13 protein-coding genes and 1 pseudogene are annotated in these 14,271 nt (G+C 35.3%); 6 read left to right on the top strand and 8 right to left on the bottom strand.

The genetic code is table 11. The features are described from left to right. Window positions 1-225: 225 nt before the first annotated feature. A pseudogene (locus QFZ73_RS28625) lies at window positions 226-1,032 on the top strand (ATP-binding protein). Here QFZ73_RS28625 and QFZ73_RS28620 read toward each other — a convergent pair. Together QFZ73_RS28620 and QFZ73_RS28615 are read right to left on the bottom strand one after the other, a co-directional pair. Then, window positions 1,023-1,169, bottom strand: a complete 147-nt coding sequence (locus tag QFZ73_RS28620; RefSeq protein ID WP_307274164.1) for a BH0509 family protein — start codon at window positions 1,167-1,169, stop codon at window positions 1,023-1,025. The pseudogene QFZ73_RS28625 and the gene QFZ73_RS28620 sit on opposite strands and share 10 nt — an antisense overlap. A 614-nt stretch (window positions 1,170-1,783) precedes the next feature. Then, a complete protein-coding gene (locus tag QFZ73_RS28615) occupies window positions 1,784-2,569 on the bottom strand; it encodes an IclR family transcriptional regulator (RefSeq protein ID WP_307274162.1) in 786 nt (261 codons plus the stop codon). Window positions 2,570-3,198: 629 nt separating this feature from the next. Here QFZ73_RS28615 and QFZ73_RS28610 point away from each other — a divergent pair. From QFZ73_RS28610 to QFZ73_RS28590, 5 genes are all read left to right on the top strand, one after another. Then, window positions 3,199-4,425, top strand: a complete 1,227-nt coding sequence (locus QFZ73_RS28610) for an iron-containing alcohol dehydrogenase (RefSeq protein ID WP_307274159.1) — start codon at window positions 3,199-3,201, stop codon at window positions 4,423-4,425. A gap of 71 nt (window positions 4,426-4,496) precedes the next feature. Further along, window positions 4,497-5,969, top strand: a complete 1,473-nt coding sequence (gene gucD / locus QFZ73_RS28605) for an alpha-ketoglutaric semialdehyde dehydrogenase GucD (RefSeq protein ID WP_307274155.1) — start codon at window positions 4,497-4,499, stop codon at window positions 5,967-5,969. Window positions 5,970-6,139: 170 nt separating this feature from the next. After that, on the top strand, window positions 6,140-7,582 hold the full coding sequence (locus QFZ73_RS28600) for a GntP family permease (protein ID WP_307274152.1): 1,443 nt from the start codon (window positions 6,140-6,142) through the stop codon (window positions 7,580-7,582). Window positions 7,583-7,910: 328 nt separating this feature from the next. Next, complete coding sequence (locus tag QFZ73_RS28595; RefSeq protein WP_307274150.1) at window positions 7,911-8,696, top strand: SDR family oxidoreductase; 786 nt, start codon at window positions 7,911-7,913, stop codon at window positions 8,694-8,696. Window positions 8,697-9,723: 1,027 nt separating this feature from the next. Beyond that, complete coding sequence (locus tag QFZ73_RS28590; RefSeq protein WP_307274147.1) at window positions 9,724-9,933, top strand: hypothetical protein; 210 nt, start codon at window positions 9,724-9,726, stop codon at window positions 9,931-9,933. Between the two features lie 681 nt (window positions 9,934-10,614). On the opposite strand, the gene QFZ73_RS28585 is transcribed toward QFZ73_RS28590, so the two are convergent. The 6 genes from QFZ73_RS28585 to QFZ73_RS28560 form a co-directional block, all read right to left on the bottom strand. Further along, complete coding sequence (locus QFZ73_RS28585; protein WP_307274145.1) at window positions 10,615-10,767, bottom strand: DUF3953 domain-containing protein; 153 nt, start codon at window positions 10,765-10,767, stop codon at window positions 10,615-10,617. Window positions 10,768-10,958: 191 nt separating this feature from the next. Next, complete coding sequence (gene xerS, locus QFZ73_RS28580) at window positions 10,959-12,086, bottom strand: tyrosine recombinase XerS (RefSeq protein ID WP_307274141.1); 1,128 nt, start codon at window positions 12,084-12,086, stop codon at window positions 10,959-10,961. Between the two features lie 131 nt (window positions 12,087-12,217). Further along, window positions 12,218-12,379, bottom strand: a complete 162-nt coding sequence (locus QFZ73_RS28575; protein WP_307274138.1) for a hypothetical protein — start codon at window positions 12,377-12,379, stop codon at window positions 12,218-12,220. Between the two features lie 15 nt (window positions 12,380-12,394). Beyond that, the gene (gene hepT, locus QFZ73_RS28570; RefSeq protein WP_307274136.1) at window positions 12,395-12,799 is read right to left on the bottom strand and encodes a type VII toxin-antitoxin system HepT family RNase toxin; all 405 of its coding nucleotides are present in this window, start codon (window positions 12,797-12,799) and stop codon (window positions 12,395-12,397) included. After that, complete coding sequence (gene mntA / locus QFZ73_RS28565) at window positions 12,789-13,196, bottom strand: type VII toxin-antitoxin system MntA family adenylyltransferase antitoxin (RefSeq protein WP_307274133.1); 408 nt, start codon at window positions 13,194-13,196, stop codon at window positions 12,789-12,791. Before mntA ends, hepT begins: the two co-directional genes overlap by 11 nt. Window positions 13,197-13,963: 767 nt before the next feature. Then, on the bottom strand, window positions 13,964-14,170 hold the full coding sequence (locus QFZ73_RS28560; protein ID WP_251437195.1) for a hypothetical protein: 207 nt from the start codon (window positions 14,168-14,170) through the stop codon (window positions 13,964-13,966). Window positions 14,171-14,271 lie beyond the last annotated feature (101 nt).

Below are 14,271 nucleotides of genomic sequence, written 5' to 3'. Positions count from 1 at the left end.
ATTTGCTTCTTTTAATATTAAAATACATAGAATAAGGCTTAAATTTTATTATTCATAAATAAAAATATTTATAGTGGAAATTTTTTTATCCCTAAACCCCATATATAGTGAAGGCAATTAAGAATAAAATGACACATATAAAATGGTTATTTTTTCACCTTAACACACTTCAACAAAACATTTGAATTAGACCTGAGGCTAATTCAATAAATAGGAGGAATTGAAATGGAAAACCAAGTAACTACTAGTGACATGAAATCAGCCATTTTTCAGGTGGATAAGGCGCTTAAGAGTTGGCGTGATTCGGGTTTTGATCTGTCAAATGCAATAGGTGAGGTAGTTAATAATTCAATAGATGCCGGCTCTAAAATCGTTAAAGTTGTTCCTTATCAAAATAAAAAGGATAAAAGTTTTGAAACCATAATATTTGCAGATGATGGAATAGGAATTAAACCAGAAATATTAGCACAAACCTAAAAAATAGGTTTTTCCACTCGATATAATCAACGTAAAGGGCTCGGTCGTTTTGGTGTAGGGATGAAAGTTGCTGCCTTAAGTCAAGGTAGAAGAATTGATATTTATACAAAACCTTTTGGGCAGGAACGATACTATCATGCATATTTAGATCTTGATCTAATTGTCAGTGAAGAACAAACTCATATCATAGCAAATAAGGTTCAAGGATTCCCAGCAGAATATACTAAACATATGGGGTGGGAAGACGGTGCGCCTTTTGAATCAGGTACTTTAATTATATGGTCTAAAATTGATCGATTAATGAATGAAGGAAAATACGGGAATTCTGTTAGTGAATCTCTACAGGATTTGACTAAATTCTTAGCAAGAGCATATCGGAAATTTATCGATAAAGGCTTAGTTATCCAGTTAGATGATAAGATTCTGGATTTATATGATCCCTTCACCCTTCATGTTGTTGGATTATTTCTGAAAGTGATAAAAGTAAAAGCGGGAAACCCTGAATTTTCAAAGTTTTTCCCGCTTTTTATCATTTTATATTTGAGTTACATATAATCATAAACAGAGTCATCAAAATAGAGCCAGTGATAATATTCAATCTGTGAATCTGTCATCCTGGAAATTTCTTTCTCATTGAATATTTGATGCTCAATTAATTTCTGCAATTTGGAATTTCTTTCTACTTGGCTCATCTTAAATCCTCCTTATAGTATGAGAAGTAACGAAGTATTCAAATATTGAAAACGCTTTCTTTTTTTCTTATTTTTATTATATATCTCAATGTGAGATTAAACAAATATCAAATATAGATGATTTTTTAGAAAATAATATAGAAATGTTATTTATCTATTTACTTTGAAGCAGTTAAAGAGGCATGGACGAATTGCCAAAGCCTGAGTTTTGTTAAGGATTAGGGATTTGATTCAATAAGGTGGACACAAAAAAGTGGGGATTATGCTGCTTTTAGAGTTTGACCAGTGAAAACTTAGGGAGTCAGCGCAAGTAGGGGATTCTTCTTCCATTTCTTTTGCGTACTTTTTACCTTCAATTTCTCTTTGTTTTTCTTCTAACTCTGTTTTCTTCATTGAGCTATATGTCGTTCGTAAATACAGGGGACTAGGTAGAGAAGAACATATGGTATGGGTGAATTTTTAGAAGTAAAATATGAATTTTTTCAGGTTAACAACTAATAAAAATATGAATTTTTTCAGGTTAACAACTAATAGATAGTAGAAAGCAAGACTCTCGGAAACTTTGAGGGTCTTGCTTTTTTAAAACTAGGTTGATTCTTGCTTGATTTATTCTATTATTTTATTTCGAATAGAGAATTATGTCCTAGTATATTAGATATATTGGAAGTAGTTTCAAGGAGATGTTTAACTAACTCTTTTTCTTTTGACATAACCCGAACTGTTGGTGCACAAATACTTACGGCAGCTGCAATTTTACCGTGACGTGAAAAGACAGGAGCAGCTAAGCAAGATATACCACTTTCAAATGTTTCAAATGACAAATAATAACCTTTATTCCTTATCTGCTCCAATTCCACACGAATCATATTTGGTTCAATTGTAGTATGAGGAGAGTAAGGTATTAATTCTTTAGTAGATAGATAATTTTCAACCACTTCCTGATCACTATAGGCCAATAAAACTTTTCCAAGTCCTGTTGAATAAGGAGGGGATGTTAAGGATAGATGGAATTGTAAACGTAATCCTGATTCTTGATTCATAATTCGCTCTAATAGGACGACTATGTTAGAATCCATTACTCCAAGGTGAACAAGTTCATTAGTTTTTGAAGATAATTGAACAAGCTCTGGATGGGAGACTTTTCGAATATCAAGTCTTTGTTCGTAAGCATTGCCCAACTCTAAACAGGATAGCCCTAGTCGATACTTTCCGGTAGTGGTATCCAAAGATAAAAACCCTTTTTCTTTCAAATTATCTAACAGTTTCAGTAAATAGCTTTTTCTAAGGTCAAGCATTTCCGCCAACTCACCTAAACTACATTCTTCATGTTCTCTAAAAAATAATAAAATATCTAACGAATGGGAAACATTACCATAAGATGGCCGCTTATTTTCTGTCACAAAATTTCCTCCTCTAATAATCATTAACTTTCTCATATTTAGTGAACGTCGTTAACTATTATTAATAAAATAATTCAACGTATTTACAAAATATTTGGTTGATATTACTCCGTTTCTATCTATCTAAGATAGTATATGTCGAAACTTTTTTATTTTCTTTTGTTTGGAGATGCTGGCTAAGCTAATATTTGAACTTATTAAATAGAGCTTAAATTCATATTGTCTAAGTTGATTATACTACGGTAATGAGATCTATGAAAGTTAGTTTGGAATTTATAAACAAAAAAATGTTGAATTTTCTTATTATTTAAAATATAATTTTGTTTAGTGAATAACATTCACCAAATATTAAGGGGGTAGATAAAAAAATATAAACCAAATGAAGACAAAAATGCAATACATATAGTCATGATATTCATCGCTAATAGTTTACAAAGTTTAAAATTAACCCTAATAGATTTGATTAATTGCGTATTTACAAGTATCTGCCTTCTATACAGAATTACCATTATTCATTGAAATGGAAGCGTATACAAACAAGGGATATTAACACGATGATTTAGGTTTTTATGATTTTCTTAATTTATGTTTATGGAAAAGTTTAAAAACTAGAGAGGGAGTTTTCAAACATGTCTTCAATTTCTTATAACTATTTTATGCCGACAAAAGTGGAAGTTGGTATTGGTCTTTCTGAAAAGTCTGGAGAATTTATTAAAGAATTGGGAGCTACTAGAGTCCTTATCGTGACAGATAAAGGGGTACGAGCAGCCAATCTTTTAGAGAGAATTGAAAAATCGCTCGTTGCAGTGAACTTAGACTATCAATTGTATGATGAAGTTGAACCGAATCCTTCTGCTCAAACGATTCATAAGGGGACACAAAAGCTTAGGGAGTATAAAAGTGATGCAGTACTAGCTGTTGGGGGTGGGAGTAGTATTGATACAGCTAAAGCTATCGCAATTATGGCTAAAAATCCAGGAAGTATATTGGATTATGGGGGTGTAGGAAAGATTAAGAATCCTCCGATCCCAATCATAGCTATTCCCACTACAGCAGGTACAGGGAGTGAGGTAACAAATTCAACAGTTATAACAAATAAAGAAACTTCTTTTAAGTTAGCAGTACTTAGTCCATATGTGTATCCAAGTCTTGCAATACTTGATCCGGCTCTTACTTTGAATTTACCCCAGAGTATAACAGCATCAACAGGAATGGATGCTTTAACACATGCGATTGAATCATATACATCAAAGGCTGCAAATCCTATTAGCCAGGCATTAGCTATTAATTCGATTAAAATGATCGGTGAACACTTAACAAAATCCTATTTTGTAGGAACAGATATTTATAGCAGGGAAAGTATGCTTGTGGCTTCAATGATGGCAGGGGCAGCGTTTGGACAATCCCGATTGGGAAATGTACATGCCATTTCTCATACACTTGGAGGTGTCTTTGATATTCCACATGGATTCGCGAATGCAGCATTATTACCTTTTGTTATGAGGTTTAATCTTCAGGCATGTCCGGAAAAATACAAAGATATCGCTATTGCATTAGGGAATGATGTATCTGGCTTATCTACGAAACAGGCTGCCGAAAAGGCAATAGAATCTGTGATTGATATGAATAAAAATATGAACATTCCTTTGAATATAAAAGATTTAGGAGTTTCATTAGAATATATTGAGAAATTAGTGGAGGATTCAATGAGAAGTGGAAATGTACTAATTAATCCTAGACTTACAAGGCCAGAGGATATCCAAAAAATTATTGAAAATGCCTATTATGGAAATTTGGAAGATTCAATGAAAGGAAAAGAAGTTTTGCCTCGACAAAGCGTTCTTTCCCATACATAAGGTAAGGGATCTTAAACTAAAGTCACTTTTATCAACTATTTATTAAGGAAAAGAAAGGTAGGAAACATGATATGCAAAAAATGACTGAGAAAAACGTAAAAACTTATATGAACTTTATTAAAGGAGAATGGAAAGCTTCATCAGCAAATGAAGTGAAAAGCAGTAACAACCCTGCCAACAAAAATGAAATTGTCGGTTATGTACAAGCTTCCTCTCGAGAGGACTTGAACTCAGCCGTAGCAGCTGCAAAACTAGCACAAAATGCTTGGCGAAAACTTTCTGGAGCAGCAAGAGGTGAGTATTTATATAAAGTAGCTAATGTTATAGAAGGACGTCTGGATGATATAGCTGAAACAATGACAAAAGAAATGGGCAAGACATTTCAAGAATCAAAAGGAGAAACTGCCCGCGGAGTGGCTATTCTTCGTTATTATGCTGGTGAGGGAATGAGAAAAATCGGTGACGTTATTCCACCAACGGATAGTGAAGCGCTTATGTTTACATCACGTGTTCCTCTTGGTGTTGTAGGTGTTATCTCACCATGGAACTTTCCGGTAGCGATACCGATTTGGAAGATGGCTCCGGCGCTAATCTATGGAAACACAGTTGTGCTGAAGCCTGCACAAGAAACATCTGTTACAGCTGCAAAATTAATGGAATGTTTTGAAGAGGCTGGTTTTCCATCAGGTGTTGTAAATATGGTAACAGGTCAGGGAAGTGTTATTGGTCAAGGGATTATTGACCATCCAGATATAAATGGTATTACTTTTACAGGGTCCAATACGGTTGGTAAAGCAGTTGGTCAAGGAGCTCTTGCTCGGGGAGCAAAATACCAACTCGAAATGGGCGGAAAGAATCCCGTTATTGTTTTAAACGATGCAGATCTTGATCTTGCCGTTGAAGGAACGATTAGCGGAGGCTTACGCTCTACCGGTCAGAAATGCACTGCAACAAGTCGTGTTTTTGTGCAGACTGATGTATATGAAGAGTTTAAAGACAAGCTGTTAGCAAAAGTAAGAGAACTAAAAGTTGGAGACGGAATGCACGCAGATACATGGATGGGACCATGCGCGAGTGAGAATCAATTAAATACAGTTCTATCTTATATTCAGAAAGGGAAAGAAGAGGGAGCGAAACTTTTATTTGGTGGTAATCGCCTTACAAACAACGAAATAGAAAACGGATATTTTGTACAGCCAACTGTATTTGAAAACGTGAGAAACGACATGATTATCGCTCAGGAGGAAATATTTGGGCCAGTTCTTGTATTAATTAAGGTCGAGACTTTTGAGGAAGCATTAAAACATGCGAACGATGTAGAATTTGGACTAAGTGCTTCTATCTATACAAAAGACATTAGTAACATGTTATCTTTCATTAACGAAATGGAAGCCGGTCTTGTGAGAGTCAATGCAGAAACAGCAGGTGTTGAGCTTCAAGCTCCATTTGGGGGAATGAAGCAATCGAGCTCTCATTCACGGGAGCAGGGACAAGCTGCAATAGAATTTTTCACTGCTATTAAAACGGTATTTGTAACAGCATAATAATATTCTCCTATGATATTGGAGTCCTCTATAAATGATAGAGGACTCCTGATAATCAAATATTAATAGGTAATATTTGGATGGCGAAACTAATCTTAAAACATAACCTCTAACATTAATTCTTATTTTATATTAACCTTATTATTCATAATTAGAATTGGAGAGATATTATGGATTTGACGATTATTCTATTGGCACTTGGCTTACTCGTGTTTGTTGCCTATCGAGGCTTTTCAGTTATCATTTTTGCACCGTTATGCGCCTTATTGGCCGTATTCTTAACAGAACCTGCTCATGTACTGCCATTCTTTTCTAATATATTTATGGTAAAAATGGTTGATTTTATTAAACTATATTTTCCCGTTTTCCTTCTGGGAGCGATTTTCGGTAAGGTAATTGAAATGACGGGCATCGCTCAAAGAATTGCTAAAATTATTGTTAAATTTATTGGTGCTAAACGGGCGATATTGACCATCGTGTTAATGGGGGCCATTCTTACTTACAGTGGTGTGAGCTTATTTGTAGCAGTATTTGCTATTTATCCCTTTGCATCACAGCTATTCCGTGAAGCCAATATTCCAAAGCGTCTTATACCTGCTACGATTGCGTTCAGCGCTTTTACTTTTTCAATGGATGCAGTTCCAGGATCGCCGCAGCTTCAGAATGTTATTCCTACCAGTTTCTTTAAGACGGATCTTTATTCAGCACCTATATTAGGAATGATCGGCGCATTGTTTATTTTTGTATTTGGTATGTGGTATTTGGAGAGCCGGCGTCGTAAGGCTGAAAAGGCTGGAGAAGGTTACTACGGCAAAGGTGGAGATGCGATTTCTGAAATGGCGGCTGCTAGTGAGACCTTGCCTGCATCCATGGTATCAGGGATTTCTGGGGTTTCAGTTAGTACAAAAGATTGGCTCGCTTTCCTCCCACTCGTACTAGTCGGTATCACGAATAAACTTTTTACCACCTATCTTCCCCAGTGGTACCCAAATGGATTTGATTTTGCTAAAATCGGTCTAGAAAACTTTGGTAGCGTTAACATGGGGCAAGTTCTAGCTATTTGGTCCGTAGAATTAGCGCTTCTTGTCGGAATTTCAAGTGCTATTTTACTGAATTTCCAAGCAGTAAAGATTAATGTAAAAGAGAATCTCAATGTTGGAATAGGTGGCTCCTTACTTGCCACAATGAATACAGCATCGGAATATGGTTTCGGCGGTGTTATTGCAGCCTTGCCTAGCTATGCAGCCATTCAGAACTCCCTCACTGATACCTTTTCGAATCCGTTGGTCAACGGTGCTGTAATGACTAATGTTTTGTCAGGGATCATAGGTTCTGGATCTGGAGGAATGAGTATCGTGTTAAGTGCAATGGCAGATAAGTATATAGAGGCAGCGAACGCATTTGGTATACCGTTAGAGGTTATGCACCGTGCCATGGCAATGGCGGCTGGCGGCATGGACACTTTACCACATAATGGTGCAGTCATAACTTTACTTGCAGTAACCGGATTAACTCATCGCCAAGCTTATAAGGATATATTTGCCATCACAATCATTAAAACAATTGCTGCATTCTTTATCATTGTGGTTTATAGTCTTACTGGTATTGTATAACCAAATTTCCAATGCTGTGTTGATTTTCTAAACCCCTCTAGCTAAAAGAATTCAAGAAGATAAAGTAAAATTGTTACCACGAATGATTGATGATTCAATGAGAAGTCCGAATACGCAATCGAATCCGCGAATTACAACAGCCAATGATATTAGACGAATTTTTGAAAACGCTTACCACGGTAACTTTCAAGCGATAAATTTTATAGAGGTTGGTACAAAAAAGATGAACTTTCTAAAAACAAGGTAAACTATTGTATACATTTTACTAATAATTATATTTATATTTTAAACTCAGAATATGTAAAAATATTAAAGGAGGAAAGGTTATATGAATTTAAACCTGAAGGGGAAAACGGCGCTTGTAATTGCCTCAAGTCAGGGACTTGGGAAAGCAGTTGCTGAACAGTTGGTGCATGAGGGTGTAAATGTAGTAATTTCGAGCCGTGAGGAAGGAAAACTGCAAAAGGTACAGCAAGAACTACAGCAGATAGGAAAAGGACAGGTTGCCTATCATCGTTCTGATGTTACGAATATTGAAAATATACGTTCACTGGTACAGTTTACTCGAGAAACCTTTGGGTCAATTGACATTTTGGTTAATAATGCAGGTGGTCCTCCTGGAGGGAATTTTGAACAGATTTCTGATGAAGATTGGCAGAAATCATTCGAATTGAACCTCCTTAGCTATATTCGAATTATTCGAGAAGTGCTCCCGGATATGAAGAAGGGAGGCGGAAGAATTATTAATATTACTTCCACCTCTATTAAACAGCCGATTCCAGGGCTCATTCTTTCTAACACAATCCGTTTGGGAATCGTTGGTCTTACGAAAACGCTTTCTGTAGAATTGGCCCCTTATAATATTTTAGTTAATACGGTTGCGCCGGGCAGAATTGCAACAGAAAGAACGGACCATCTTGATCAGATAAATGCTGATAGACAGGGGATTTCCCGAGAAGCAGCAGCAGAACAGTCGAAAAAGACCATTCCTCTGGAACGGTATGGCACACCTGAAGAATTTGCAAAAGTCGTAACTTTTCTTGTATCAGAGGCAAGCACATATATTACGGGTAGCTCTGTACTTGTCGATGGTGGGATGGTTACATCCATTTAGTTAGGAGTTTTGTCCAATGGCAGCTTTTATCGAGGGTGAAAGGATAAAATCTATTTAAGCATCTTATTAATACTTTATCAAAGATAAATCAAGTAAGAGGACTGCCCATTCACAGAATTCGCTTCTGGTGTAAAAAGCTTAAACTGATGGTAAGTAATCTATCAATTTAAGGCATTTAGCTTAAAAGTAATGTATGCATATAAGCCTGATTATTTGTAATTGCTCGATATTTGTTTCAAAAAGGGATTATAAACCTGAAAAAATTTTGTGGAAAGGGTGTTATAAATTATGTCTTTAATGCCTTATAGGCCTAGTGACAGGGTAGCTGCTCTAGTCCGCAGAATTTTTACCAATAAAAGTAATTGAACTTCTTATAAGACAAATGTGAAATGATAATAAAGTTGTTTAATTTTGAAGCTGAAAAAACACATTACACCGTCCGCAAAAGTGGACGGTGTAAAAATAAAGTCGTTTAAAAATCGAATCCTTATGCATACGAATAGGTAAGGGTTTGACGTTATCACCCACTTTTCCCCTCGTTCGCACCGCACGTGCAACTTTCATCCATACGGCGCTCCAACTAATCCAATTCATTCAATTCTATATGTAACGAAGAAGTTTATTTCCAATTAGATTGAAATATTATTACATAGTTTTCGTAGTTGATTTACTTTTTCTTTTTGTTTGTTATTTAATTGTAAAGCATTAAGTAGGAGATTGATTTTATCAGTATCTTTTATATGTACAAGACGGTGAACGGATTCGTGCAACACTATCAAATTTGAATATTTGTTATCCCTTGAGAGATGATAAAGTTTCTTATGATGACAGTGCCAGTCGCTTTCTCCGAGTTCAACTCCGGTAATTGCACACCTTTCATATTACCCAATGAACCTACTTATGCGGTAAGGTGGCTATTTATCTTGGGATTTTATTACAAATGGGATTTTTTAATGACCATTAATGTGGATTATTCCCAGGAACAATGCAATTATTTGTAAAATACATACAATAGGGCGGGACGCTCATGGATAAAAAAACGCAACTAGCTTTGATTTTTCTATTAACACCTCCGGCAATATCAATTTATTTTTGGTTTTCGGAAGCCTTATTACGAGGGGGATATGATTTAGCTATAGATGGTTTTGTAGTAGCCAGAACCTTAATGATTATTTACACATTACATTTATTAGGAATATTAGGAGAATTTATTAGTCCAAACAAAAAAATTAGCTAATGAGCAAATCTTTTTTGTTTGGACTAATAATCATTTAAACTATGATAATCTGAAAAATAATTTAAATTTTTAATTCTGTCTCAAAATTTAAGAATACTCGTTACAATGAGATTCAATAAAAAAAGCCTCTAATGGAATGAACTTAGAGGTTTTTTCTGAATACAACTGGTCCTGGACAATCGTTTCAGTGATCAAAATAAGGAGTACCTATATTATACAATGAACAAGTGTGAATGTTCTGTGAAATGACACGTGTAAGTTGTGTACTTTTTTTGAACACTTTCATTCTGTCTCACTACAACAAGATTACTTGTCTTTTTGAGACAGATTATTTTGTGTACTATTAACTTCCTATAATTTATCTTATGTAAACTAGATAAATTGTAAACTACGAAAAGGGCAATCTAATGACCACCCCTCTTTTGTGAATTAATCTTCTTTGCTATCTGGTACTACAACACAGTCCTTATATTTTTTAGTATCTTTAGCCACCTTTACTCTTAACGCTTCAGCTTCATCGCCAATATCTGATTTCCCGGAACAATGAGTGCTAATGTTACTACAGAACAAATGTCAGAGACACGACGAATCAAAGTAAAATTAAAAGGCATGAGCCCAGTAGATTACCGGGTTCATGCCCTCAAGGTTGCCTAATTAAATAAAGTGTCTAACTTTTTGGGTTCACTTCATTATTGTGGTCTCTTTAGTGCATCCTATGGAAGCAAAGAAAATAAATAAAGAGATAGCAATATTCATATACCCCCAAAATCCTTTTCTGTCTTTTTGAAGTTCGGCTAATCCTGTCACCAACATAAGTGCCCCAAGGAAAAACACATAATACGGCGTTAACTCCAAGGTTTTAGTTATTAGACTTTAACCTGATAGAACAATAACCCTATTGCTAAGAAATTCTAACCAATATATTTCCCCCTAGAAATTAACTGTTCTGTCCCTTATAGCACGTTTCTCGAAATTTACATTCAAAACTAAAAAAGAGAAGAATAGAAAATCTTCTCCTTTTTTATTTAATCCTTTTCACGATAATTGGTTCTTCTCTCTCCTAGCTGTTTTGCAGCCTTTTTAGCCTTCTCCTGCTCAGGGTTTGTATATAGGGCAGCCGTCGTGGTTGAAGTATGACCAAGTTGAGTCATCAGTAAATGGATGTCTCCTGACTGCTCCATTAAGTTGGTCCCGTACGTATGTCTCAGTTTGTGCGGGGACATCGATTTATTGGACTTAAATGCCTTCGTGTATTTCTTTACTAAAGCCTCAATGGCACGGTTGGATAGAGGGGTCGCTCCATCATTCACCCTAGTCAAGAATACATAGGCTGTATCATCGTTTAATCCCCTATAACGTTCCGTTCGTACAGCTAGGTATTCTTTTATGTCCTGCATAGAAGGAGGAGAGACTGCCACTACATCCTTTTTTCCACCCTTACGTAAAACGTGTATTTGTTTTTCTTCGAAATCCAAGTCTCGTAGCCTTAAGTTGGATAACTCGTTCACCCGGATGCCGCTTCCTAAGAAAAGGGATAAGATCGCAAAATCACGTTCCTTGTCCCTTTTAAAATATATGAGTTTTCTGGACTTTTCAGGGAGCTCCTTTTCATAGTCATGCTTCACGAATTCAAGAAACCGCGCATCCTCATCATTGTGGAAAATCTTTGTTGATATTCTGGAAGCACGCGCCCCCAATGTTTCTTTCACTTTATTCACTTCAATTTTCAGCATAACATTTCGATAGAAGTAGGGTTCGCCATCATCATTTTCTGTCTGAGTCGTTAAATATTTGAAAAGGGAGCGTAATGCTGAAATTTTCCGATTGACGGATACTTTTTCCGCTTTTTTTGTTTCCTTCTTATTAATGGGGATATTTCTCCGTTCCAAAAATTTTATAAAAGATTGAGCTTCGATCAACTTCAACTTTTCCAGCACGGATAGGGGGATATCTTTAATATGCTCCTGCTCAGCAATGCCTTCGGCAAGCAGCCACTCCAAAAATAATTTATAATCAAGAACGTAATTCAAGAGGGTGGAAGGGGACCGGGTATCCAATTTATTGTCAACATATTCAACGATATAGAAAGGCATGGACTTAACCAACTGTTCCAATTTCTGCTCATGGACTTGATGTTGTCTGGTATTGGCCATTAGTTGACTCCTTTTTAAAGATATTTATGCATAAAATTCAATTTTTACGAATAGTTGTTTACATAATTATATTATGTTCAAGTTACTATCTAACGTAACAGCTCATGCACGGAAGGATAGGACTGAAATAATTAATTTTTCACAGGAATTTTTACATACTCATATTTTTCTGGATTTTGAAGTTTATGATTTTCGATAGCAGCTTCAGCAGCATCTTTAGTTTCAAAAACTTCATCTACCTTGATCGTTTCTTTATTTGTATGGAGATTATAAACTCGGATTTTGTATTTCATCATAAAACCCCTTTATTAGAATTTAAGGATTTGTTTTGTATAGTCGGTAAAATCTCCAAGATGGTTTTCAACAATTTGCTGTAAAATGTCAATATTTACGGTTTGGTAATCATGAACAGCTATATTCCTAAAACCCACCATGGCCTTTAACCGTTTGGCAGTATTTTCGTCAATAATTAAAGCCTTGTGAAGCATATCGAACGCATCTCTGCTGGTTTGAGGCAATCCCAATTTCTGTTCAGCTACAATATGCATAGCCAAGTCAATTGACGCTTCGCAGGCCCTTTGAATATTAAGTATGATGGAGTCTTGTTTAGTAAAGTCTTTTAAACTTCCAGCATCGTTGGCATATACTTCGCGAACGCGGTTCATGCAACGCTCTATTACACTAATTTTGTTCAAAATGACATCATTCTTCATAAATGGTCCCACTTTCTCCTATTTTTTTTAAGATATTTTCGCGTTCCTCATTCAATTTAGCGTACATGCTAAGAGCAGTCATTTGTTGGTTTTTAAGAAGTGAGTCATCTTTTGAATAAATAACAGTACCGGTTGTGTAAATCTGTGCCTGAAAAACGGTTGATGCTGATCTTAGATTAATCAGGTCCACATCTATTTTAAGGATATCGGCCAGTTCCTGGGCCAATAAAAATAACTCATATGTAATATGTGAAGAATCTTCACTATAGAACGCTACATCAATGTCACTATCCTTATGTGTAGTGTTCTTCGCGTGAGAACCAAACACGATGATAAATGAAGGATCAATTTTGCCTATTAGGAACTCTTGAATACTTTGAAACATTTCTGTTTTCATAAGACACGCTCCCTAATGATAATATGAATATTATACCAAACGTCTATTCCTATGTCCATTTGTTCGTAAAACTGAAATTTTACGCATAAATAAAAAAACTTTGATGTTGAAATATAGGGGTCACCTCCACCCTCTTTAAGATTTTCCCTCTAAAAATACAAGTGTCATTGCTAAAAATAAGGCATATAGAAGAAGATAACTAAAAAAACAGTAGTCTTTTTTTACTGATTTTAGCTTTGTAAAAATCATCCTTATAAATGTTCCTTGAAAAGTTATCAATACTTTAAAAGAATGTTTGACCATTTTGAGATATCGTCAACCGCGCAAAACATACTTTGATTAATAAACTGGTGATTTGATTTAAAACAATTATTGCGAAATATGTGTACCTGTAAAACCGTTATATTTTGATTTGAGGCGAATTTTCTATCATCATCACTCATGACCTTTACCCAGATTATCTGTTTTTCTATTTTACTAATTGAGTGAGTAATTGTTTTTCTGTTATGATTTTACTGTAAAGTCATAATATAACCTTGTTAATCATAACCTACACAACAGTATTTGGTTATCGTGTTACATAAAATTTGAAATTTGTCGGGATGAGTGATAATGAAATGAATAATCAAAAAACACCTCAAACATCTGATCACCATTCAGAAACTTCTGAACGGTGGTATGTGTTTTGCCCTTAACGCTTTCCTTTCTAGGTAACGATATAAAGTTGTTACAATCCCTGGTGGCTGTTTTTATTTGAGTTAAGTATTTTATTCAGATTTTTGGGCTGAAAATGCACTTTGCACTTGACTCACTGCTGTTTGAGCTTGTGCAATCTCATTAAAAGCCTGTTTGATTGCTTCTTGAGCTAAAGTTGGGTCTGAAGATGATTTCTCAATTGCTTGAGTTAGTAAACTTTCTGTAAGGGTCACATTTGCTTTAGCTTGATTTAATTGGTTTACGTCAATTTGAGCCATTAGGATCTCCCCTTTTTAATATTTGAATTACTTTTATATCTTTACCAAGGTCAATCTTTTTACAACCGAGAAAAACCCAAAAAAATGTTGGTTTTATTTGA

It is taken from the genome of Peribacillus sp. V2I11, assembly GCF_030817135.1.
GTDB classification, from domain to species: domain Bacteria; phylum Bacillota; class Bacilli; order Bacillales; family DSM-1321; genus Peribacillus; species Peribacillus simplex.
Note: the sequence above shows the minus strand (reverse complement) of the source record. Positions and strands in the feature narration are given on the sequence as shown.